General features: G+C 72.6%; 14 protein-coding genes and 2 tRNA genes. 6 read left to right on the plus strand and 10 right to left on the minus strand.

From position 1 onward, the window contains the following. Entirely contained in the window at nucleotides 1-357 is a 357-nt protein-coding gene (locus tag ABT130_RS32115; RefSeq protein ID WP_350961779.1) for a radical SAM protein, read from the minus strand. Then, on the minus strand, nucleotides 357-1,028 hold the full coding sequence (locus tag ABT130_RS32120) for an iron-containing redox enzyme family protein (RefSeq protein WP_350961718.1): 672 nt from the start codon (nucleotides 1,026-1,028) through the stop codon (nucleotides 357-359). Before ABT130_RS32120 ends, ABT130_RS32115 begins: the two co-directional genes overlap by 1 nt. 192 nt (nucleotides 1,029-1,220) lie before the next feature. Here ABT130_RS32120 and ABT130_RS32125 point away from each other — a divergent pair, with 192 nt between their 5' ends. From ABT130_RS32125 to ABT130_RS32135, 3 genes are all read left to right on the plus strand, one after another. Further along, nucleotides 1,221-2,174: an ABC transporter ATP-binding protein gene (locus tag ABT130_RS32125; RefSeq protein ID WP_350961721.1), complete on the plus strand. Its 954-nt coding sequence runs from the start codon at nucleotides 1,221-1,223 to the stop codon at nucleotides 2,172-2,174. Between the two features lie 76 nt (nucleotides 2,175-2,250). Next, a complete protein-coding gene (locus tag ABT130_RS32130) occupies nucleotides 2,251-3,096 on the plus strand; it encodes an ABC transporter permease (protein ID WP_350928628.1) in 846 nt (281 codons plus the stop codon). A gap of 2 nt (nucleotides 3,097-3,098) precedes the next feature. Then, nucleotides 3,099-5,864, plus strand: coding sequence for a helix-turn-helix transcriptional regulator (locus ABT130_RS32135; RefSeq protein WP_350961724.1), 2,766 nt, complete (start codon nucleotides 3,099-3,101; stop codon nucleotides 5,862-5,864). On the opposite strand, the gene ABT130_RS32140 is transcribed toward ABT130_RS32135, so the two are convergent. Genes ABT130_RS32140 through ABT130_RS32170 form a run of 7 tightly spaced genes read right to left on the minus strand, consistent with a single transcriptional unit; the run spans nucleotide 5,775 to nucleotide 13,123 of the window. Next, entirely contained in the window at nucleotides 5,775-7,604 is a 1,830-nt protein-coding gene (locus ABT130_RS32140) for a B12-binding domain-containing radical SAM protein (protein ID WP_350961726.1), read from the minus strand. The two genes, ABT130_RS32135 and ABT130_RS32140, sit on opposite strands and share 90 nt — an antisense overlap. Next, on the minus strand, nucleotides 7,601-8,866 hold the full coding sequence (locus tag ABT130_RS32145; RefSeq protein WP_350928677.1) for a polysaccharide pyruvyl transferase family protein: 1,266 nt from the start codon (nucleotides 8,864-8,866) through the stop codon (nucleotides 7,601-7,603). The genes ABT130_RS32140 and ABT130_RS32145 overlap by 4 nt, the downstream gene beginning before the upstream one ends. A 5-nt stretch (nucleotides 8,867-8,871) precedes the next feature. Continuing rightward, complete coding sequence (locus ABT130_RS32150) at nucleotides 8,872-9,783, minus strand: radical SAM protein (RefSeq protein WP_350961729.1); 912 nt, start codon at nucleotides 9,781-9,783, stop codon at nucleotides 8,872-8,874. 7 nt (nucleotides 9,784-9,790) lie between these two features. Beyond that, the gene (locus ABT130_RS32155; protein ID WP_350961732.1) at nucleotides 9,791-11,041 is read right to left on the minus strand and encodes a DUF6365 family protein; all 1,251 of its coding nucleotides are present in this window, start codon (nucleotides 11,039-11,041) and stop codon (nucleotides 9,791-9,793) included. Continuing rightward, complete coding sequence (locus tag ABT130_RS32160; protein WP_350961735.1) at nucleotides 11,038-11,838, minus strand: sugar phosphate nucleotidyltransferase; 801 nt, start codon at nucleotides 11,836-11,838, stop codon at nucleotides 11,038-11,040. Before ABT130_RS32160 ends, ABT130_RS32155 begins: the two co-directional genes overlap by 4 nt. Then, nucleotides 11,835-12,878 carry a radical SAM family protein gene (locus ABT130_RS32165; protein ID WP_350928640.1) on the minus strand — a complete coding sequence of 348 codons (1,044 nt, stop codon included), beginning with the start codon at nucleotides 12,876-12,878 and terminating at the stop codon, nucleotides 11,835-11,837. The genes ABT130_RS32160 and ABT130_RS32165 overlap by 4 nt, the downstream gene beginning before the upstream one ends. A 17-nt stretch (nucleotides 12,879-12,895) precedes the next feature. After that, complete coding sequence (locus ABT130_RS32170) at nucleotides 12,896-13,123, minus strand: hypothetical protein (protein WP_350928642.1); 228 nt, start codon at nucleotides 13,121-13,123, stop codon at nucleotides 12,896-12,898. Between the two features lie 268 nt (nucleotides 13,124-13,391). On the opposite strand from ABT130_RS32170, the gene ABT130_RS32175 reads away from it, so the two are divergent. Then, nucleotides 13,392-14,381 carry a radical SAM protein gene (locus tag ABT130_RS32175; RefSeq protein WP_350961738.1) on the plus strand — a complete coding sequence of 330 codons (990 nt, stop codon included), beginning with the start codon at nucleotides 13,392-13,394 and terminating at the stop codon, nucleotides 14,379-14,381. A gap of 59 nt (nucleotides 14,382-14,440) precedes the next feature. On the opposite strand, the gene ABT130_RS32180 is transcribed toward ABT130_RS32175, so the two are convergent. Further along, on the minus strand, nucleotides 14,441-15,412 hold the full coding sequence (locus ABT130_RS32180) for an alpha/beta hydrolase (protein WP_350961741.1): 972 nt from the start codon (nucleotides 15,410-15,412) through the stop codon (nucleotides 14,441-14,443). Between the two features lie 597 nt (nucleotides 15,413-16,009). On the opposite strand from ABT130_RS32180, the gene ABT130_RS32185 reads away from it, so the two are divergent. Together ABT130_RS32185 and ABT130_RS32190 are read left to right on the plus strand one after the other, a co-directional pair. Further along, nucleotides 16,010-16,081 (plus strand) — tRNA-Gly (locus ABT130_RS32185). A 120-nt stretch (nucleotides 16,082-16,201) separates the two neighbouring features. Next, nucleotides 16,202-16,274, plus strand: a tRNA-Pro gene (locus tag ABT130_RS32190). The last annotated feature ends 31 nt before the right edge of the window (nucleotides 16,275-16,305 follow it).

Consider the following 16,305-nt stretch of genomic DNA (forward strand, 5'->3'; position numbering starts at 1 on the left):
TTACCTTTTTGTTATTGGGGCGCCCGCCACCACCGCCCCGGCGATCGAGGCGGGAATCCGGGGCGCGAAGAACATGCCGGACAGGATCATCGTGCGGGTGCCGCTGCGGGCGGCGGTCTCGGCCAGGGAGCGGGCCAGACGGGGCCGGAGCAGCGGCTCGCCTCCGGTGAGCATGACCAGCTCCGGCCGGTCCGCCGGGGTGAACGTCCCGGCGAACCGCTGGAAGATCTCCCCGGGGTGCTCCTCGGAGCCGGGCAGCGAGCCGGTCGAGCAGTGACCGCAGCGCAGCGGGCACCGCCGGGTGATCGCCATGAGCACCGCGGCGGCGGGTACCGGGCGCAGCGCCAGGATGTCCATCAGGTGCACGGGAGCACCTCCGGGGGGTCCCCGGCCAGCTCGCGCAGGAGCGCGGCCGCGGCGCGCACGGTGTGCAGGGCGCTGGTGCCGACGGCGGCCTGCTGCTCGCGCGTCGGCCGCAGGCCGTCGAGCATCCGGTCCAGGCCGTCACGGTGCCCCGGATCCAGCGCGGCGTGCCGCCACAGGGTGCGGAAGGCCGCCCGGGGGTACCCGGTGCCCCGTTCGAGATGTTCGAGCAGTGCGGGGGAGGGCGCCTCGCCCTCCAGCACCGCGACGTATCCGAGCAGCGCGACGGGGTGGTGGTGCAGCACCCAGTAGTACTGGGCCCCGACGAGTTCGGCCACCGACGGGGGCGGCGTGCGGCGCAGCAGTTCCTCCGCCGAGGGCTCGATCGAGGCCAGGTCCTCGCGCAGCCAGTCGTCGTGACAGGCCTCCTCGGCCGCGTGCCGGTCCAGGTACTCGCCCAGCTCCCCCTCGCCCAGCTCCACCGCCCTGGCCGACGCGGCCCGCAGCAGCGGTACCGAGGCTCTGATGACCATGTGCATCGCGCACAGGTAGTCGCGGTAGCGCCGTCGAGGACCGGGGGCGCGCCACAGCGTGCTCTCCGCGCTCCTGAGCGCGCGGCCGGCCAGGTCGATCTTCGCCCGCAGGATGGCGCTGGGGGGTGGCATCGGGCTCCCGTCGTCTGAACGAAGTGTCGGCTCGGCCGGTTGGATAACGGTTGAAACCCGGTATGGAAGTACCTGGTGCCGCGCCCTGCCAGGGGCGGTGCCATGCCTCAAACCGGATTCCAACCGCGATCAAGGCGCGCTTTAACCGGGGGCTCGCACACTGGGCGCCACGTGCCGAAGAGGGAGCCAGACATGGCGGACGTCGCGGTCGAGACCAGCGAACTGCGCAAGACCTACGTGAGCTCGTCCGGGGTGACCGAGGCGGTGGCCGGGCTCACCCTGCGAGTGGGCAGGGGGGAGCTGTTCGGCCTCCTCGGGCCCAACGGGGCGGGAAAGACGACGACGATCGGCATGCTCACCACCAGGATCGTGCCCACCGGTGGTGTGGCCAGGGTGGGGGGCGCGGACGTGGTGCGCGAGCCCATCGCGGTCAAACGCCACATCGGTGTCGTGGCCCAGTACAACAACCTCGACCGGCAGCTCACCGCGTGCGAGAACCTGGAGTTCCGCGGCCGGTACGCCGGGCTGCCCGCGAAGGAGGCCAGGCGGCGGGCGCTCGAGTTGCTGGAGCGGTTCGGCCTGGGTTCCCGCGCCACGGCCAGGATCACCGAGATGTCCGGCGGCCAGGCGCAGCGCGTCATGATCGCGCGGGCGCTGATGCACCGGCCGGACATCCTCTTCCTCGACGAGCCCACCTCGGGTCTGGACCCGCAGACCAGGGTGAACCTCTGGGACACCCTGCGGGAGATCCGCGCCGGGGGCCAGACGATCGTGCTGTCCACCCACTACATGGAGGAGGCCGAGGAGCTCTGCGACAGGATCGCGATCATCGACCGTGGAGCCGTGCTGGCCTGCGGGGAACTCGCCGAGCTCAAGACGGCGACCGGCCTGCGGACCGTGCTGACCCTCACCTACGACGGGGACCCGGAGAAGCTCGTCGAGCAGGCCCGGCGGCTGGCGGGGGTCGCGGACGCCGAGGTCTCGGAGAACCGGCTGCGCGTCTTCACCCTGGCGCCGGAGGGCATCCTCGCCGCCCTGGTGAGCGCGGGCCAGGACGCCGGGCTGGCGCTGGCCGACGTCCGGGTCGTCCGGCCCAGCCTCGAAACGGTGTTCCTCGCCCTGACCGGGCGGGAGTACCGGGATTGACCTCCTCCCCGCGGCATCGCGCCGCGCCCCCTCTCCCGGGGCCAGAGCCCGGGATCTCCCCGCTCAAGGAGATGCGATGACGGCATCGACCATCGCGCCGCCGGCCGCGTCACGCGGCTACGCGCGCACCTTCGGCGCGCTGCTCGCCAGGGACCTGCGGGTGCTGCGGCGGGACCTGCCCTCCTTCATGGCCCGCACCGTGGTCCAGCCCGTCCTGTTCATATTCGTGTTCGCCGTGGTCCTGCCGCGGATCGGGTACGGGGCGGGGCAGGGACTCTCCGAGGCCGGGCGCGCGGAGACGTTCGCCACGATCCTGGTCCCCGGCCTGGTCGCCTCAGGCATCGTGCTCCAGGGCATCTTCGCCGTGACGACCCCGCTGGTCATGGAGCTGTCCTACACCAAGGAGATCGACGACAGGGCGCTGGCCCCGATCCCGGTCTGGGCCGTCGGGGTCGAGAAGATCGTCGCGGGTGCGATCCAGGGGGTGATCGCGGCGGTGGTCGTCTTCCTCGCGGTGCTGTTCGTGCACGGCCCCGGCGAGGCCCCGAACATCGACTTCGGCCGCTGGCCGCTGCTGATCGCGGTGCTGGTGCTGTCGTCCCTGCTGACCGCCTGCCTGGGCCTGCTCATCGGCACGCTGCTCCCGCCCCAGCAGCTCAGCGCGCTGTTCGCGATCTTCATAGTCCCGCTCATGATGCTCGGCTGCGTGTACTACCCCTGGTCCGCCCTGGAGGCGCTGCCCTGGCTGCAGACCGCGGTTCTGGTCAATCCGCTGGTCTACGTGAGCGAGGCGCTGCGCGGCGCGCTGAGCCCCGCCGTCCCGCACATGCCGGAGGCGGTCGCGCTGGGCGTGCTCGCCGCCGGGACGCTCGCCACGGGCGCGCTGTCGCTGCGGTCGTTCGCGCGGCGTCTGGTGGGTTAGCGGTGGACGGAGATCTGCCCCGGCGATGGTCCGGCGACCCGGTCGGCCGCGACGCCGAGCTCGCCGGCCTGCGCGACCTGCTCGGCTCGGCGCGGCTCGTCACGCTCACCGGCGCGCCGGGGGTCGGCAAGACCCGGCTGGCGCACGCGTACGCCCATGCCCGGGCCGGCGCCTATCCCGGCGGGATCTGGTTTCGCGACCTGACCGCCGGTCTCGGTGATCTCACCGGCCTCGATGCTCTTGCCGTGGTCCCCGGCGACGGGCCCGCGCTGCTCGTGCTCGACACCTGCGAGCGCGTCGCCGACCGGTGCGCCGTGACCGTTCCGGAGTTGCTCGGCACCCACCCCGGGCTCCGTGTGCTGGCCACCAGCAGGGAGCCGCTGAGCGTTCCCGGCGAGGTGACCTACCGCCTTGCCCCGCTGGACGTGGCGCGGTCCGCCCGCCTGTTCGCCGAACGCGCCGCGGCGCAGGGACGGCCCGCCAGCCCGGAGACCGCCGAGGCGGTGGAGGAGATCTGCCGCCGCCTCGACGGCCTGCCGCTGGCCGTCGAGCTCGCCGCCGCGCGCTCGATCATGCTGTCGCCGGCGCAGATCGCCGAGCGGCTCGACGACCCGCTCCGGCTGCTGGCCGGGGGGAGCCGTACCGCCCACCCCAGGCACAGGTCGCTGGAGGCGGCGATCGGCTGGAGCCACGAGATGCTCCCCGGACGGGAGCGGCTGCTGCTGCGCAGGCTCGCGGTGTTCGAGGACGGCTTCGTCATCGACGACGTGGAGGGAGTCTGCGCGGGCGCGGGTATCAGGCCCGACGTCGTCGTCGACCTCCTGGCCAGGCTCGTGTCCAGGTCCCTCGTCGAGTGCGACACCGCGGGCACCGTGACCCGCTACCGGCTGCTGCGGGTCGTGCGCGCCTACGCGGGGCAGGAACTGCGCGCCGACGGCGAAGCCGAGACCGTGCGGGCGCGCCACGCCGAGTACTACGCGGCGCTGGCCGAGCGGGCGGCGGAGGCGCTCACCACGGGCGCCGCCACGCCGCACCTGGAACGCGTCGAGGCCGCCTACGCCAACGTGCGGGCGGTGCTGTGCTGGTGCGTCTCCGGCGGGCCCGCGACGGTCGGGGCCAGGCTGGCGAGCGCGCTGGAGACGTACTGGATCGTGCGGGGCCGCCCGCGCGAGGGGCGCGGCTGGCTCGCCTCGCTGGTCTCCGCCGGAGGGCTGGTCCACGGCGAGGTGCCGGCCGCCGCGGCGCTGAGCACCGCGGTGCTCTCCTGCGCCCTCGGTGAGTACGCCGACGCCGCGGACGCCTGCCGCCGGGCCCTGGCCATGTTCCGCGAGCTGGGAGACGAGGCCGGGCAGACCCGGGCCCTCGCGGTGCTGGCGGGCCTGCGGACGATGAGCGAGCCCGCCTCGGCCAGCCGCACCCTCACCGAACTCGCCGCCCAGGGCAGGGCACCGGCGGGCCACGCGTGGAACTGCGCGCCGCTCGTCCTGCTCGGGCACGCCCGCGTCGCCGCGGGGGACCTCACCGGGGCACGCGCGGCACTGGAGCGGTGCGTCGCCATCGGCCGCAGGCACGGCTCGGAACTGAGCCTGGAGATGGGTCTGCTGGCCATCGCGCAGGTGGCCGTCTACCAGGGCGCTTACGCGGAGGCGGAGAGCGCGCTCGGACAGAGCCTGGCCGCCGCCGAGCGGATGGGCGACGTCTGGGGAAGGGCCGCGGTGCTCAGGGGGCTGGGGGAGGTGGCCTCCTGCCGGGGGCGGTACGGCCAGGCGGGGGAGCGGCTCGCCGAGGCGGTCGAGATCGCGCGCTCCGCGGGCTCCCCGCCGCTGCTCGGTGACTGCCTCGACACGCTCGGCAGGATGCTGCTCGACATCGGCGAGTACGAGGCGGCCAGGGAGGTGTTCTCCGAGGTCGCCGAGGTGGGCGAGCGCACCGCCGCGCGGCTGGCGGCGATGGGGCTGGCCGGTCTCGGCGCGGCGATCCTGGGTGCGGGCGGTGCCGCCGCGGCCGCCGCGGCCCTCACCTTCGCCGAGGAGGCCATGGCGCGCGCACGCGAGACCGACGACCGGCCGCTCACCTGGCGGTGCCTGTTCACCCTCGGCCGCGTCACCCGGTGCGCCGACCCGGTACGTGCCGCCTCCGCGCACCACTCGGCGCTGCGGGCCGGTGCCGCCATGGGCCTGCGCGCCCAGACGGCCGACTCGTTGGAGGCCATGGCCGGGCTCGCGGCAGGGCACCACCGCCACGAGCACGCCGCCAGGCTCTTCGGCGCGGCCCAGTCGCTGCGCGACCGGCTGGGGCTGTCGCGTCCCCCGGCGATGGCGCCGCAGCACGAGGCGGACCTGGCCGGGGTGCGCGCGGCGCTGGGCGCCGACGCCTTCGCCGCCACGTGGGCCGAGGGCGCCGGGCTGGACGTCGGCCAGGCCGTCGTCTACGCGGGCAGGGGCCGGGGGCCGCGCGGGCGGGGGGTCGGCTGGGCCGCCCTGACCAGGGCCGAACGCCAGGTGGCCCTGCTGGCGTCCGGCGGGCTGACCAACCGCGAGATCGGCGCGAAGCTCTTCGTGTCGCCCCGCACGGTTCAGGCCCAGCTGTCCAGCGTGTTCGCCAAGCTCGGCCTGTCCTCGCGCAGGGATCTGGCCCGCGAGTACGACTCACGGGCCAGATCCCTGCGCGAGCAGGACTCACCCCTCCTCGCGCAGCGCGACGACCCCGGTGGCGCAGAGGATCCTGAAGGCCGCGTCGCATACCTCACGGGTCGGCTCGGTGGCTGAGCCGGCCCGCGTCTTGTCCCGCCACTCACCGACCGTGATCCCCACCGCGGCCGCCTCGAAGGCGGCCAGCAGCGGGCCGGTCAGCGGGTAGCCCACCGCGCCGCCCCGGGGGAACAGGTAGCCCTGGCGTTCGTGGGCGAGCGCGTCGAAGGTCAGCGTGAAGTCGCGCAGCAGCAGGTGGACGGGGTGGTCGGCCCAGTGCACGGCGTCCGGCGCGACGCCCGCGACGAGTGCGCCGTCGGCGAGCCCCGGTGGATCCTGCGCGGTCGTCGCCCGCTGGGCTCGGACCGCGGTGTCCCAGGCGAGCCCGTCGAGTAGCAGGCGGCGCACCCCGGGGGGCAGGTCCGCCTTCTCGATGAGGGGCGCGGGGTCGGTGCCGGAGCCCAGGTCCAGGCGCTCGGCCCAGTCCGCGACGTCGCAGTCCGCGACCGCGATCATGCAGCGCAGCAGGGTGGGCGCGATGTCCTGCAGCGCCTCGACCCGCCCGGCGAAGACCATCGCCCGCCGGTAGTCCTCGGTGCCGAAGCCGCGCGAGCTGACGACGAGCGGGGGCTGGAAGTCGAAGAACTCGATCCCGTACTGCTCGGCGTACTCGAAGAAGTCGGTCCCGGGGAAGGCCATCAGCGGTGCGAAGTGCACCTTCTCCACACCGCTCGCGTAGGCGAAGCGTACGCTGTCGCGGACCTTGTCGGCGTTGTCCCCCGGCATGCCGATGATGATGTCCGCGGCCAGGGCGTGGTTGTGGTGGCGGCGGATGAGGGAGGCGGCCTGGGCGAACCGCTGCCGGTCGAACCTGCGGGCCGCCAGTTGCAGGGTGTCGGCGTCGGACGACTGGATGCCCAGGGTGATCACGCGGCACCCGGCGCGGTTCATCGCCCGTACGTAGTCGAGGTCGACGTGTTTGACATCCGGGTAGACGTCCACCACCGTCCCCCGGTTGTGCTCGGCGACGATCTCGAAGATCTCCATGGCCCGGTGCCGCGAGATGCCCAGGTGGGCGTCGCACATCCGCAGGTAGGGGATGCCCCCGGCCAGCAGGTAGGTCAGCTCGCGCTCGATCCGCTCCATCGGGAACGCGCGGAGTTTCGGCGCGCTGTAGAGGCAGAACCTGCACTTCTGCCGGCATCCCCGGCCCGTTTCGTAGGCCAGGACCGCGCCGGGCCTGCGCCGCAGGATCGGCTCCAGGGGGAGCCTGTCGGCGGTGAAGACCAGCGGCAGCGCGCCCAGGTCGACGTCGGGCGGGTCGTCGTTGTGCACGGGCTCGCCGTCGACGCGCCGGGTGAGGCCCGCCACCGCGTCCAGGTCGCCGCCCCGCGCCAGCTGTTCCAGCAGGTCCGGGTACGCCTCCTCGGCCTCGCCGCGCAGCACCAGGTCCAGCCACGGGTACTCGCGCAGCAGGTGGGCGGCCATCCGCCGGGAGTTGGCCTGGGCGCCGCCCCACACGACGCGGCAGTCCGGCAGGTGCCGCTTGACGATGCGTCCCATCCGGGTGAACTCATCGTGGTTCCAGACGAACGCGGAGAAGGAGATCACATCCGGCCGGTAGTCGAACAGCCGCGCCATGAAGGCGTTGTAGTGCCCCAGGTAGTCCTCGGCCAGGTTGCCCACGTCCTCGTGGAACCAGACCCGGTGCTCGACCCGCGACGGGGGGAGGCGGTCGGCCACGGCCGCCCGGATCAGCTCCACCCCCAGCGAGAACCCGTCGTCGTTGGAGTAGACGAGCACGGCCTTCAGGGTCATGACGATCTCCCCGCTGTCGCTTTCGGCGTCACTGCCGACGTCACTTTCGGCCGTGCGGAGCGCAGTTCCTCGGCGAGCCTGTCGAAGGCGGCCGCCGCCCGCGCGTGCGCCTCCCGGTAGGCGACGGCCTCGATCGGCTCCTCGTCCAGCGCGCGTTCCACGATCCCGATGAGGTCCTCGCCGGTGTGCGCGTTCCAGTGGCGGTGCGCCATGCCCAGCTCGCCGGTGAGCTCGTGCAGCTTGCTCGTGCCGTTGCGGCGGCTCCAGAACGGGTCGACCGCCACGAACGGGGTGGCGCCGCGCAGCGCGAGGATCGCGCTGTGGTAGCGGGAGACGAGGACGAGGTCGCAGCGGGAAAGGGCCTCGGTGAGCTCCTCGGCTCCGGTGGAGGATCTCCGAAGGGGCACCTCCCGGATGTGGGCGCCCGGCACCGACCGGGCGAACCGGGCGCCGACCTCCTCGTCCCCGTAGATGTTGGGCACCGTGATGAACTCGATGTCGGCGAAGCCCGCCAGCTCGATCAGCGTCAGGCCCAGCTCCGTCACGAACCCCAGCGCGGCGGCCCGCTCCCCGGGACCCGTCGCCTCGGCCATGACCTGCTCCGGTGGCACGCACAGCGCGAGGTCCGCCGCGCCGTGCCCGGCGAGGTTGCGGGAGACGAGGTGGGTGACCAGCTGCGAGGTCACCCCCGGGGCGCCGACGGCGACGCCGATCAGCGGCCGGCGCCGCCCCGGGCGCGGCGGCCGGGGCAGCGGCTCCAGCGCGAAGGCGGGATCGGGGACGACGGTCGTGTCCGGCACGCCGGTCGCCTCGCCCATCCGCAGGGCGGCTCCCGCGCCGCGCACGGTCAGGTGGTCGATCCGCTCCCGGACCGCCCTCAGGTAGCCGCGCCAGTCGTCGCGCGCCGCCGCCGGGGTGTCGTCCTGCAGGCCCACACCGTGCCAGGCGACCCACACGCCGGGGTCGAACGCCCGAGGGTCGCCGCCCAGGCAGAACACCTGCATGATCGGGTGCCGGAACGGCGGGCCGCTCCACAGGCCACCCGCCATCACGACGGCGTCGAACGATCCCGCGCCGGGCCAGTTCCCCTCCCCGTCCACCCAGAGCGGTGCGGGCTGTGCCGCCGTGCTCCACGGGCAGAAGTGCCCGAAGACGGCACCCGGCAGGCGGCGGGAGAGCTCGGCCTCCGTCACCGCCGCCAGCAGCCGGTCGCCGACGTTGGGCAGGCTGCTCCCCGCCCAGATCGCGATCCGCCGGGACATCTCGCTCACCCGCCGATGGGGAACGGCTGGCGCAGGCCGAACTCTTCCCAGCCGCGGCGCTCGGCGTACTCGTTGTAGACCCCGCCGCACTGCGTCCGCAGTGGGCAGCCGTCGCAGGGCGGCCCGTACGAGCGCATCTGCTCGTCCATGAACGCGTCGTAGTCGTCCAGGACGTTGCCCTGGTACATCATCCGGATCGAGCGCGTGCCGTCCTCGATGGCCAGCGCCTCGTGCGGGGTGACCACGCAGAGCGGGAAGCCCTCCAGCGTCAGCCGCGCCGGTGAGGCGAGCATCATCTCGATCACCGGCAGCAGGTGCCTGCGGGTCTCGGCGACCGTGGGCGCCTGCATGTCGAGGGCGAAGAAGCCGCTGCCCACCGGGTGCAGGTTGGAGATGTTGACATGGTCGACCTCCAGCTCGACGCAGAGCCGGCAGATGTCCATCAGCCGGCCCATGTTGAGCCGGGTGATGACGGTGTTGGTCCGCACGGCGACGCCCGAACGCTTGGCGTTGCGGATGCCCTCGATCGTCTCGTCGAACCCGCCCGGCGTCTGGGTCAGGCAGTCCTGGATCACCGAGGTGGAGCCGTGCAGCGAGACCACGAACAGCTCGACCCCGGCCTCCGCGAGGCGCTGGGTGAACTCCGGGTCCTTCAGGCGGCGCGCGTTGGTCTGGATCTCCACGCGCGGGTACTCCAGCAGCCGGATCGTACGCAGCAGCTCGAACAGGCGCGGATGGATCGTCGGCTCCCCGCCGTGCAGGTTCACCGACGTGTACCCCTGCCCCGAGTTCTCGGCGAGGAAGCGGATCAGGTCGCCGTACTCCACGCTGTCGGACTTCGCCAGCGGCGACCCCACGACGCAGAAGCCGCACTTCTCGTTGCACAGGTCGGTCACGTGCATGCTCAGCTGTTTCATGTCCACCTCACACCAGGCCCAGGCGGCGCGCCGCCGAGGCGAAGACCTCGGGGGTGCCGGGATGATCGGTCAGCGTCTCCAGGTACGCGGCCCGCTCGCGCGCCAGGCCGTCCTGGACCCCCCGGTCGTACAGCACGCCGTGCAGCGCGGACAGCACGGCGGGCTCGTCGAGCAGCTCGGCGTGAGCGAAGGTCGATATGTAGGGATTTTTCGCCACGATGGGGTCGAGGAAGCTGTGGAACCCCAGCGGCCACATCCGGAACGGATACATGGGCAGGGTCCGCGACAGCCAGGAGCGCACGTCCTCCGACAGGCCGGACAGCTCCGCCTCGACCCGGTCGATGTCCGGTTTCTCCGGGACGTCGAACCGGTTGGTCAGCACCAGCCCGGGGATGTCGGACAGCACGGCCCTGGCCAGGGTGGTGGCGCCCAGGTTGAGCGTCAGCACCAGGTCGACCGAGCCCAGCAGCACGTTGAACCGGTGCGGCGAGCAGGCGGGGATGACGTGGGCGCGGTCGGCCAGGTCCGCCAGCACCGGCGGCACGCTGCCCACCAGCACGAAGCGGGCGCTGGGCGGCAGCTGCCGCAGGTAGTGCACGAGCAGTTCGGGAACCTGGTCGGCGATCCGGTCACCGTTCTCGTCGGCGTACCTGTCCTGCTGCCATCCGGCCACCGCGAGCAGCACCATCCGGTCCTCGGGCGCCATCCCGAAGGTCTCGCGCAGGTGGTGGCGGGTGCGGCGGCTGACCCGCTCGTTGCCCTCCCACAGGCGGAAGGGGTACGTCCGGGAGTCGGAGTCGAGGTGGCAGATCGGTACCGGGCGCAGGTGGGTGGGCATGTCCATGATCCGCCGGGCGACGCTCATCGCCTTGCCCTGGAAGACGTCCACCGCGAACTCGGTGTTGGCCCACTCCCAGATGTCGATCGGCATGATCGGCAGGCCGTACCGCTCGATGAACCACGGGTCGACGCCATAGCGCTTGGGGAACACGCCGCAGTAGGTGAAGTAGTCGGACAGCACGATCGCGTCCGGGCGGAAGTCGCGGACCGTCTCGTCCACCAGCAGCGTGGCGAAGGAGCCCATCGAGTTGTTCAGCACCAGGTACGGGAACCCGCTGCCACGCAGCAGCTTCTCCGACGTGGGCTCGACGATGAAGAAGCTCTCGATTCCGGCCCCCCTGAGCTGGCGGGCCAGCGACATGCCGATCAGCGTCTCGCCGTATCCGGCGCTGCTCATCGCGAAGAAGAGAAGCCTCACGGACCCACCGCCAGAAGTGAGGGGCCCTCCATGGACCGGCGGACGGCGAGCGGCGTCCCGACATCCTGGAACGCGCCGCCGGGGAACTCGACGGCGCGGACCCGCAGGCCGCTGCGGACCGCGAGGTCGAAGTAGTGGCCGAGCACCGGCTCACCGTTCCGGTGGCTGTCGTTCCGGGGGGCCTTTTCCCGGGTGTCCTGGAGCAGCCCCTCGTGCAGGAGCCTCGCGAAGGCGTCCCCCCAGATCGCCGCGCCCCAGGTGTTCATGACCGGCGGGTCGGCGGGCTTGTCGAACACCCGGTGCACCCGGTCTCCGCGCAGGATCACCGGGCCGAGGCGGTGCGCGTCCGGCGTGGGGAAGACCGCGAGCGCGAGGTCGGCCCCCGTCTCCTCGTAGAGGTGGCGCAATCGGGTCAGCGCGTCGGGCGGGGTGAAGACCGTGTCGGGCATGACGAACACGACGTCGCGCCCCCTGGTCCATCCCCGGGCCAGGTCGAGCGCGCAGGCCAGGCCGCGCGCCTCCTCCTGGAGGAGGTAGGCGATGTCGACGCCGAGGTGGCGCCCGTCCCCGAGATAGGCGACCACCTCCAGCTTCCACGGAGCCACCACCACGATCGCGCTGCCGACCCCCGCACCGGCCAGCGACTCCAGCGCGTACTCGGCGACGGGACGTAGCCGGGCGCCTCCCTCGGCCTGCTCGTACACGATGGGCAGCAGTTCCTTGGGGTAGCGCAGCGGGGCCATCCGGGTGCCCCGGCCTGCGGCGGGTACGAGTCCGACGAAGTCCGTGCTCGTCAAGTGCCACTCCTTACTGGTTGGGGAGCGTCGGGCGCGGGCCGCGGTTCGGCAGGTCGCTCGCCGAACCGGACCAGCCGGATGGCGTCGATCAGCTCGCGCTGGAACGGGTCGGCCGCGATCTCACGCAGCCGGGCCCGCCCGTCGAGTGAGCGGAGCATCTTGTAGCAGAGGTCGCAGCCGTTGGTGAAGGTCGCTCCCTTGAACAGCCCGCGCACCGCGGGGGAGGAGGCCACCATGCGTGCCACGCCCTGCGGCCCGTACACCCGCAGGAACTGGTATTCGTAGTTGCGGTCGGCGTCGGCGAGGATCTCCTGGAACGACTTCTCGTGCAGGTTGCCCATGAAGTAGGCCAGGTCGGAGAGCGTGACGTAGGCCCCGGCCTTGCCGATGTGGCAGGCGGACAGGTCGCCGTTCGGGTTGATCAGCGGGGTCTCCAGGTAGCACGAGGCCGAGAAGTGCTCGGGATCGGGGGGCAGGCCCACCTGGTGCGCGGTCTTGATGAACGGGGTGGGGATCACCCGGTCCACATGCACCCGTACCCGGTCCTCGAAGCGCCGGTACAGCCTGCGGATCTGCTCCTCCTCGTGGTCCTCGGCGATGGTGATGCAGAGGCTGATCTCGGGGATCTCCCTGGCGATCGCCCCCTCGATCACGTTGACCACGTGCTGGGTGGGGACGCGTTCCTGGTGGTAGACGTCGGTGCTCAGAAAGAGCCGGGTGAGGCCCGGCAGCTGCCCGAGGATCTTGTCCACCGTCGCGGCCGAGCGGCCCCAGAAGCTGCTGGTGAACACCGAGATCCGCGGCCTGCCGGGGTGGCCGGCGGCGGCCCCGACCCCGGATCTGAGCATCCGGAATCGCTGGAAGGGCTCGCCGCCGGTGAAGATGATCTCCGGGATGCCGCTGTCGCACGCCTGTGCCACCCAGCGCCCGATCTCGTCCGCGGTCGGCTGGCGGTCCCGCGTGGAGCCGGTGAAGCCGCAGTGCCGGCAGCCCACGGTGCAGATCTCGGTGACGCTGACCAGTATCGAGTTGAAGTGCACGACACCCCCAGAGGCGTTTAGTAGTAGCCGCCGCCGCCGGGTTCCTTGACGGGGACCGTGTGCGCCTGGACTGCGGGCTTGAGCAGGCCGGCGCCGGCCAGCTCCTTGATCTGGTCGATGTGGTCGGCGCCGAGGTTGTACTCGGTGGCGACCGACTCGGGGTCACTGAGCAGCTGCTCGGCGAACCCGGGGTCGGATGCGGCGCGCTGCACGAGATCGCGAACGCGTGGAGACGACTCGCTCATTGGTCCCTCCCATGGGACGGGGTTTCGTGGGCCGGTCGGGCTTCCCACGCGATCAAGGTATGAATCCGGCGGTCCCCGAACCACCGCCTGGCAGGCGTATTCCGGGGCCGTCAGGAGGCGGAGGGCGCACCTCGGACCGGCTGCCCGGCCGCGCGCGATGGCCTATGCGCCCGGCGCGGTGGCCTAGATCCTCACCGGTGTGGCGTAACCGGCGCGCGGCGCGGGTGGGGGCGGCCACCGCGGCGCGAGGCGGCGTACCGTCGGGGGCATGCTCAGGTTCGCCGAGCTCGACGCCCTGCGGCGGCAACGCGGAAGGTCGGCCCTGCTCCTCATCACCGACCGGTGCCCGGTCGGCTGCGCGCACTGCTCGGTCGACTCCCGCCCGGACGGCCCGCGCGTCACCGACCGCGCCCTCTTCGCGGAGATCGTCGAAGGGCTCTGCGAAGACGAGGCGCTGCGGGTCGTCGGCGTCTCCGGCGGGGAACCGTTCGTGGAGCGGCGCGCCCTCGCCCACGCGGCCCGGCGGATCCACGCCTCGGGCAAGGCGCTGGTCCCCTACACCAGCGGCTACTGGGGCGCGGGCGGCGATCCCCCCGGATGGATCCGGTCCGTGCTGCGCCTGTCGGCCTGCGTCGTACTGGGCGTCGACGCCCACCACCCGAGCCCGCGCGCCGCCGTGACCGCCGCCGCCCGCGCCGTCGCCGCCGAGGGCGCGTGGCTGGTGGCGCAGGTGCTGGACGACCCCGCCCAGATCGAGGCGGCCCGGGACCTCCTCTCCGGCGCGCTGGGGGACGGCTGGCGCGATCTCGCCGAGATCCACCCGGTCCCGCCGCTGCCGTACGGCCGCGCCCGCGGCCTGTTCCCCGAGGCCCGTCGCGTGCCCGGCGCGCGGCTGGGCCGGTGCGCGATCGCGCACACCCCGACGGTCCGCTACGACGGGCGGATCTCGGCCTGCTGCGACGAGAACGTCATCATGGGGGCCGGCCCGCCCGACCTGCACCGCGTGGCCCGCGACCGCGCCGGTGTGCGCCGGGCACTGGCCGATCTCGCCGCCGACCCGTTCCTCGCGGTCCTCGGCTCCCTGGGTACGGAGGCGCTGACCGCCCTGCCCCGCTACCGTGACCTCGCGGAGCGGGAGTTCTCCGGCATCTGCGGGATCTGCCGCCACATGCTGAGACGCGCCGCGGGCGAGCGCGACGCCCTCCTGCACGCGCTGGCGCTTCTTTCGCCGCCCGGGGAGGCGGACCCCCTGGGGTGAGCCCGCCTCTCCGCGAGGGGCGGAGGGCGGGCTCCGGGCGCACCGTCAGCCGAACGCTGTCAGCCGAACAGGGCCCGGCGCAGCGCGACCACCCGCTCGGCGGAGGCACGGCGGCTGATCTCCGCCTGCGGGAGCATCCCGTCGAAGCCGTGGAAGGCACCCGGGTAGAGATGGAACTCGGTGGAGACACCCGCCTGAACCAGCCGCAGGGCGTAGTCGACGCACTCGTCCCTGAAGACCTCCAGCTCACCGACGTCGACGTACGCCGGGGGCAGGCCCGACAGGTCGGCCGCCCTGGCCGGGGCCGCGTACGGGGAGACGTCCTCGCCGCCTGCCCGCTCACCCAGCAGGGCCTTCCAGCCCAGGAGGTTCGCCGCCCGGTTCCACACGATCGCCTCGGTGAACTCCAGGCTGGACGGGGTGGTGTTGCGGTCGTCCAGCATCGGGCAGATCAGCAGCTGGAACGCCAGGGCCGGGCCGCCCCGGTCGCGGGCGAGCAGTACGGTTCCCGCGGCCAGACCGCCTCCGGCGCTGATCCCGCCCACCGCGATGCGATCCGGGTCCACCCCCAGTTCGGCGGCGTTCTTGGCGGTCCACACCAGGCCCGCGTAGCAGTCCTCGACCGGCGCCGGGTCCGGGTGCTCGGGAGCCAGGCGGTAGTCGACCGAGACGATCACGCATCCCAGTTCGGCGACGTAGTCGTTGAGGCGTGCGTCCTCCATCTCGACCCCGCCGAGGATCATCCCGCCGCCGTGGATCCAGTACAGGCAGGGAACGGCTTCCCGCCGCCCGGCCGGACGGTAGATCCGTAGCCGGATGTCGGGGTCGCCGTCCGGACCCGGCACCGTCCGGTCCTCGATCGTGACCCGCTCGTCCGGCGCGAGCGGAGCCATCGCGGCGCGCGCCGCGCTCAGCTGGAGGCGGATGCCGGGCAGGTCCTCCAGCCGTAGGGCACCGAGGTCCGCGACCGGCAGGGGGGTCGCCTCAAGGGCGGCAGCCAGTCCGGGATCAAGGTTCGGATGAAATGCCATGTCACTCCCATGGGATCGGTCCATTCCGTCGATCATGCGTGAACCCGCACCCCTCCACAACCGCGACATGGCTGGGATGAGGGCACCGCCGACCGCCCCTCGGCACGACGAGAAGGACCCAGCCGGCTCGGGGCCACGTGTGAGGGGGGAGAGGTGAATTCCGCGCCGATCGCGGAAGCCGCCACCGGAAATGAATCCCGATAAAAATCATTGGCGCCGGGGGCCGGCTTTGCCCTTCAATGAACAAAGGCAGGGGCGCCCGCTCCGGCTCAGGGAAAGGAGTGGCCGTGAACCACGGTGCATCGCCGGTGTGGCAGCTGAAGCTCCTCGCGTCTTCCCTGTTCAACAGCCTCGGTCAGGTCCCAGGACGGTCAGGCGGATAACCCCCGAAAGGGAAACCGCCGAGCCGCCAGAGACCCCGTCGCAGGCGGCTTCTTCATTTCCTCGGCCGGGTACGACCGCTTTCGCGGCGGTAACCGGACGGCTGATTTCCGAGATGGACAACTCCACAGTGCAGCACGTTGAACGCGAATTCGTTCGGGCTCCCCTTCCGGAGGGCGCGAAAGGATTCACCCCCGGGAGATTCCGGGGAGACACGCCGCAGAGGCCGAACCGGTAAGGCAGCCGGCTTCCACCCGGCAGGACGGGGTTCGAGTCCCCGCTGCGGCTCCGCCCTGAAAGAAGAGGGCCATGGGACTGAGACTCGGCGAGGGGAGTGGCGACCCCCGCCCGGTCGGCAGGCCCGCAGCGCGTCCGGTACGGCCCACGCCAACCGGCCCGGACGCGTGACGGAACGTAGCTCAGCAGGAGGAGCATCCGGCCAGGGACCGGAAGGCCGCAGGTTCGACTCCTGCCGTTCCGACGACACCGTGTCACCGCGACACGGGCGATAC

This window comes from Streptosporangium sp. NPDC001681 (assembly GCF_040298085.1).
In the GTDB taxonomy this organism is placed as follows: domain Bacteria; phylum Actinomycetota; class Actinomycetes; order Streptosporangiales; family Streptosporangiaceae; genus Streptosporangium.

Coding starts and splice junctions, on each gene's coding strand:
- ABT130_RS32170 (WP_350928642.1), bottom strand. CDS start 13,123: ATGAGCGAGTCGTCTCCACGCGTTCGCGATCTCGTGCAGCGCGCCGCA.
- ABT130_RS32150 (WP_350961729.1), bottom strand. CDS start 9,783: ATGAAACAGCTGAGCATGCACGTGACCGACCTGTGCAACGAGAAGTGC.
- ABT130_RS32125 (WP_350961721.1), top strand. CDS start 1,221: ATGGCGGACGTCGCGGTCGAGACCAGCGAACTGCGCAAGACCTACGTG.
- ABT130_RS32140 (WP_350961726.1), bottom strand. CDS start 7,604: ATGACCCTGAAGGCCGTGCTCGTCTACTCCAACGACGACGGGTTCTCG.
- ABT130_RS32180 (WP_350961741.1), bottom strand. CDS start 15,412: ATGGCATTTCATCCGAACCTTGATCCCGGACTGGCTGCCGCCCTTGAG.
- ABT130_RS32120 (WP_350961718.1), bottom strand. CDS start 1,028: ATGCCACCCCCCAGCGCCATCCTGCGGGCGAAGATCGACCTGGCCGGC.
- ABT130_RS32175 (WP_350961738.1), top strand. CDS start 13,392: ATGCTCAGGTTCGCCGAGCTCGACGCCCTGCGGCGGCAACGCGGAAGG.
- ABT130_RS32145 (WP_350928677.1), bottom strand. CDS start 8,866: ATGTCCCGGCGGATCGCGATCTGGGCGGGGAGCAGCCTGCCCAACGTC.
- ABT130_RS32130 (WP_350928628.1), top strand. CDS start 2,251: ATGACGGCATCGACCATCGCGCCGCCGGCCGCGTCACGCGGCTACGCG.
- ABT130_RS32115 (WP_350961779.1), bottom strand. CDS start 357: ATGGACATCCTGGCGCTGCGCCCGGTACCCGCCGCCGCGGTGCTCATG.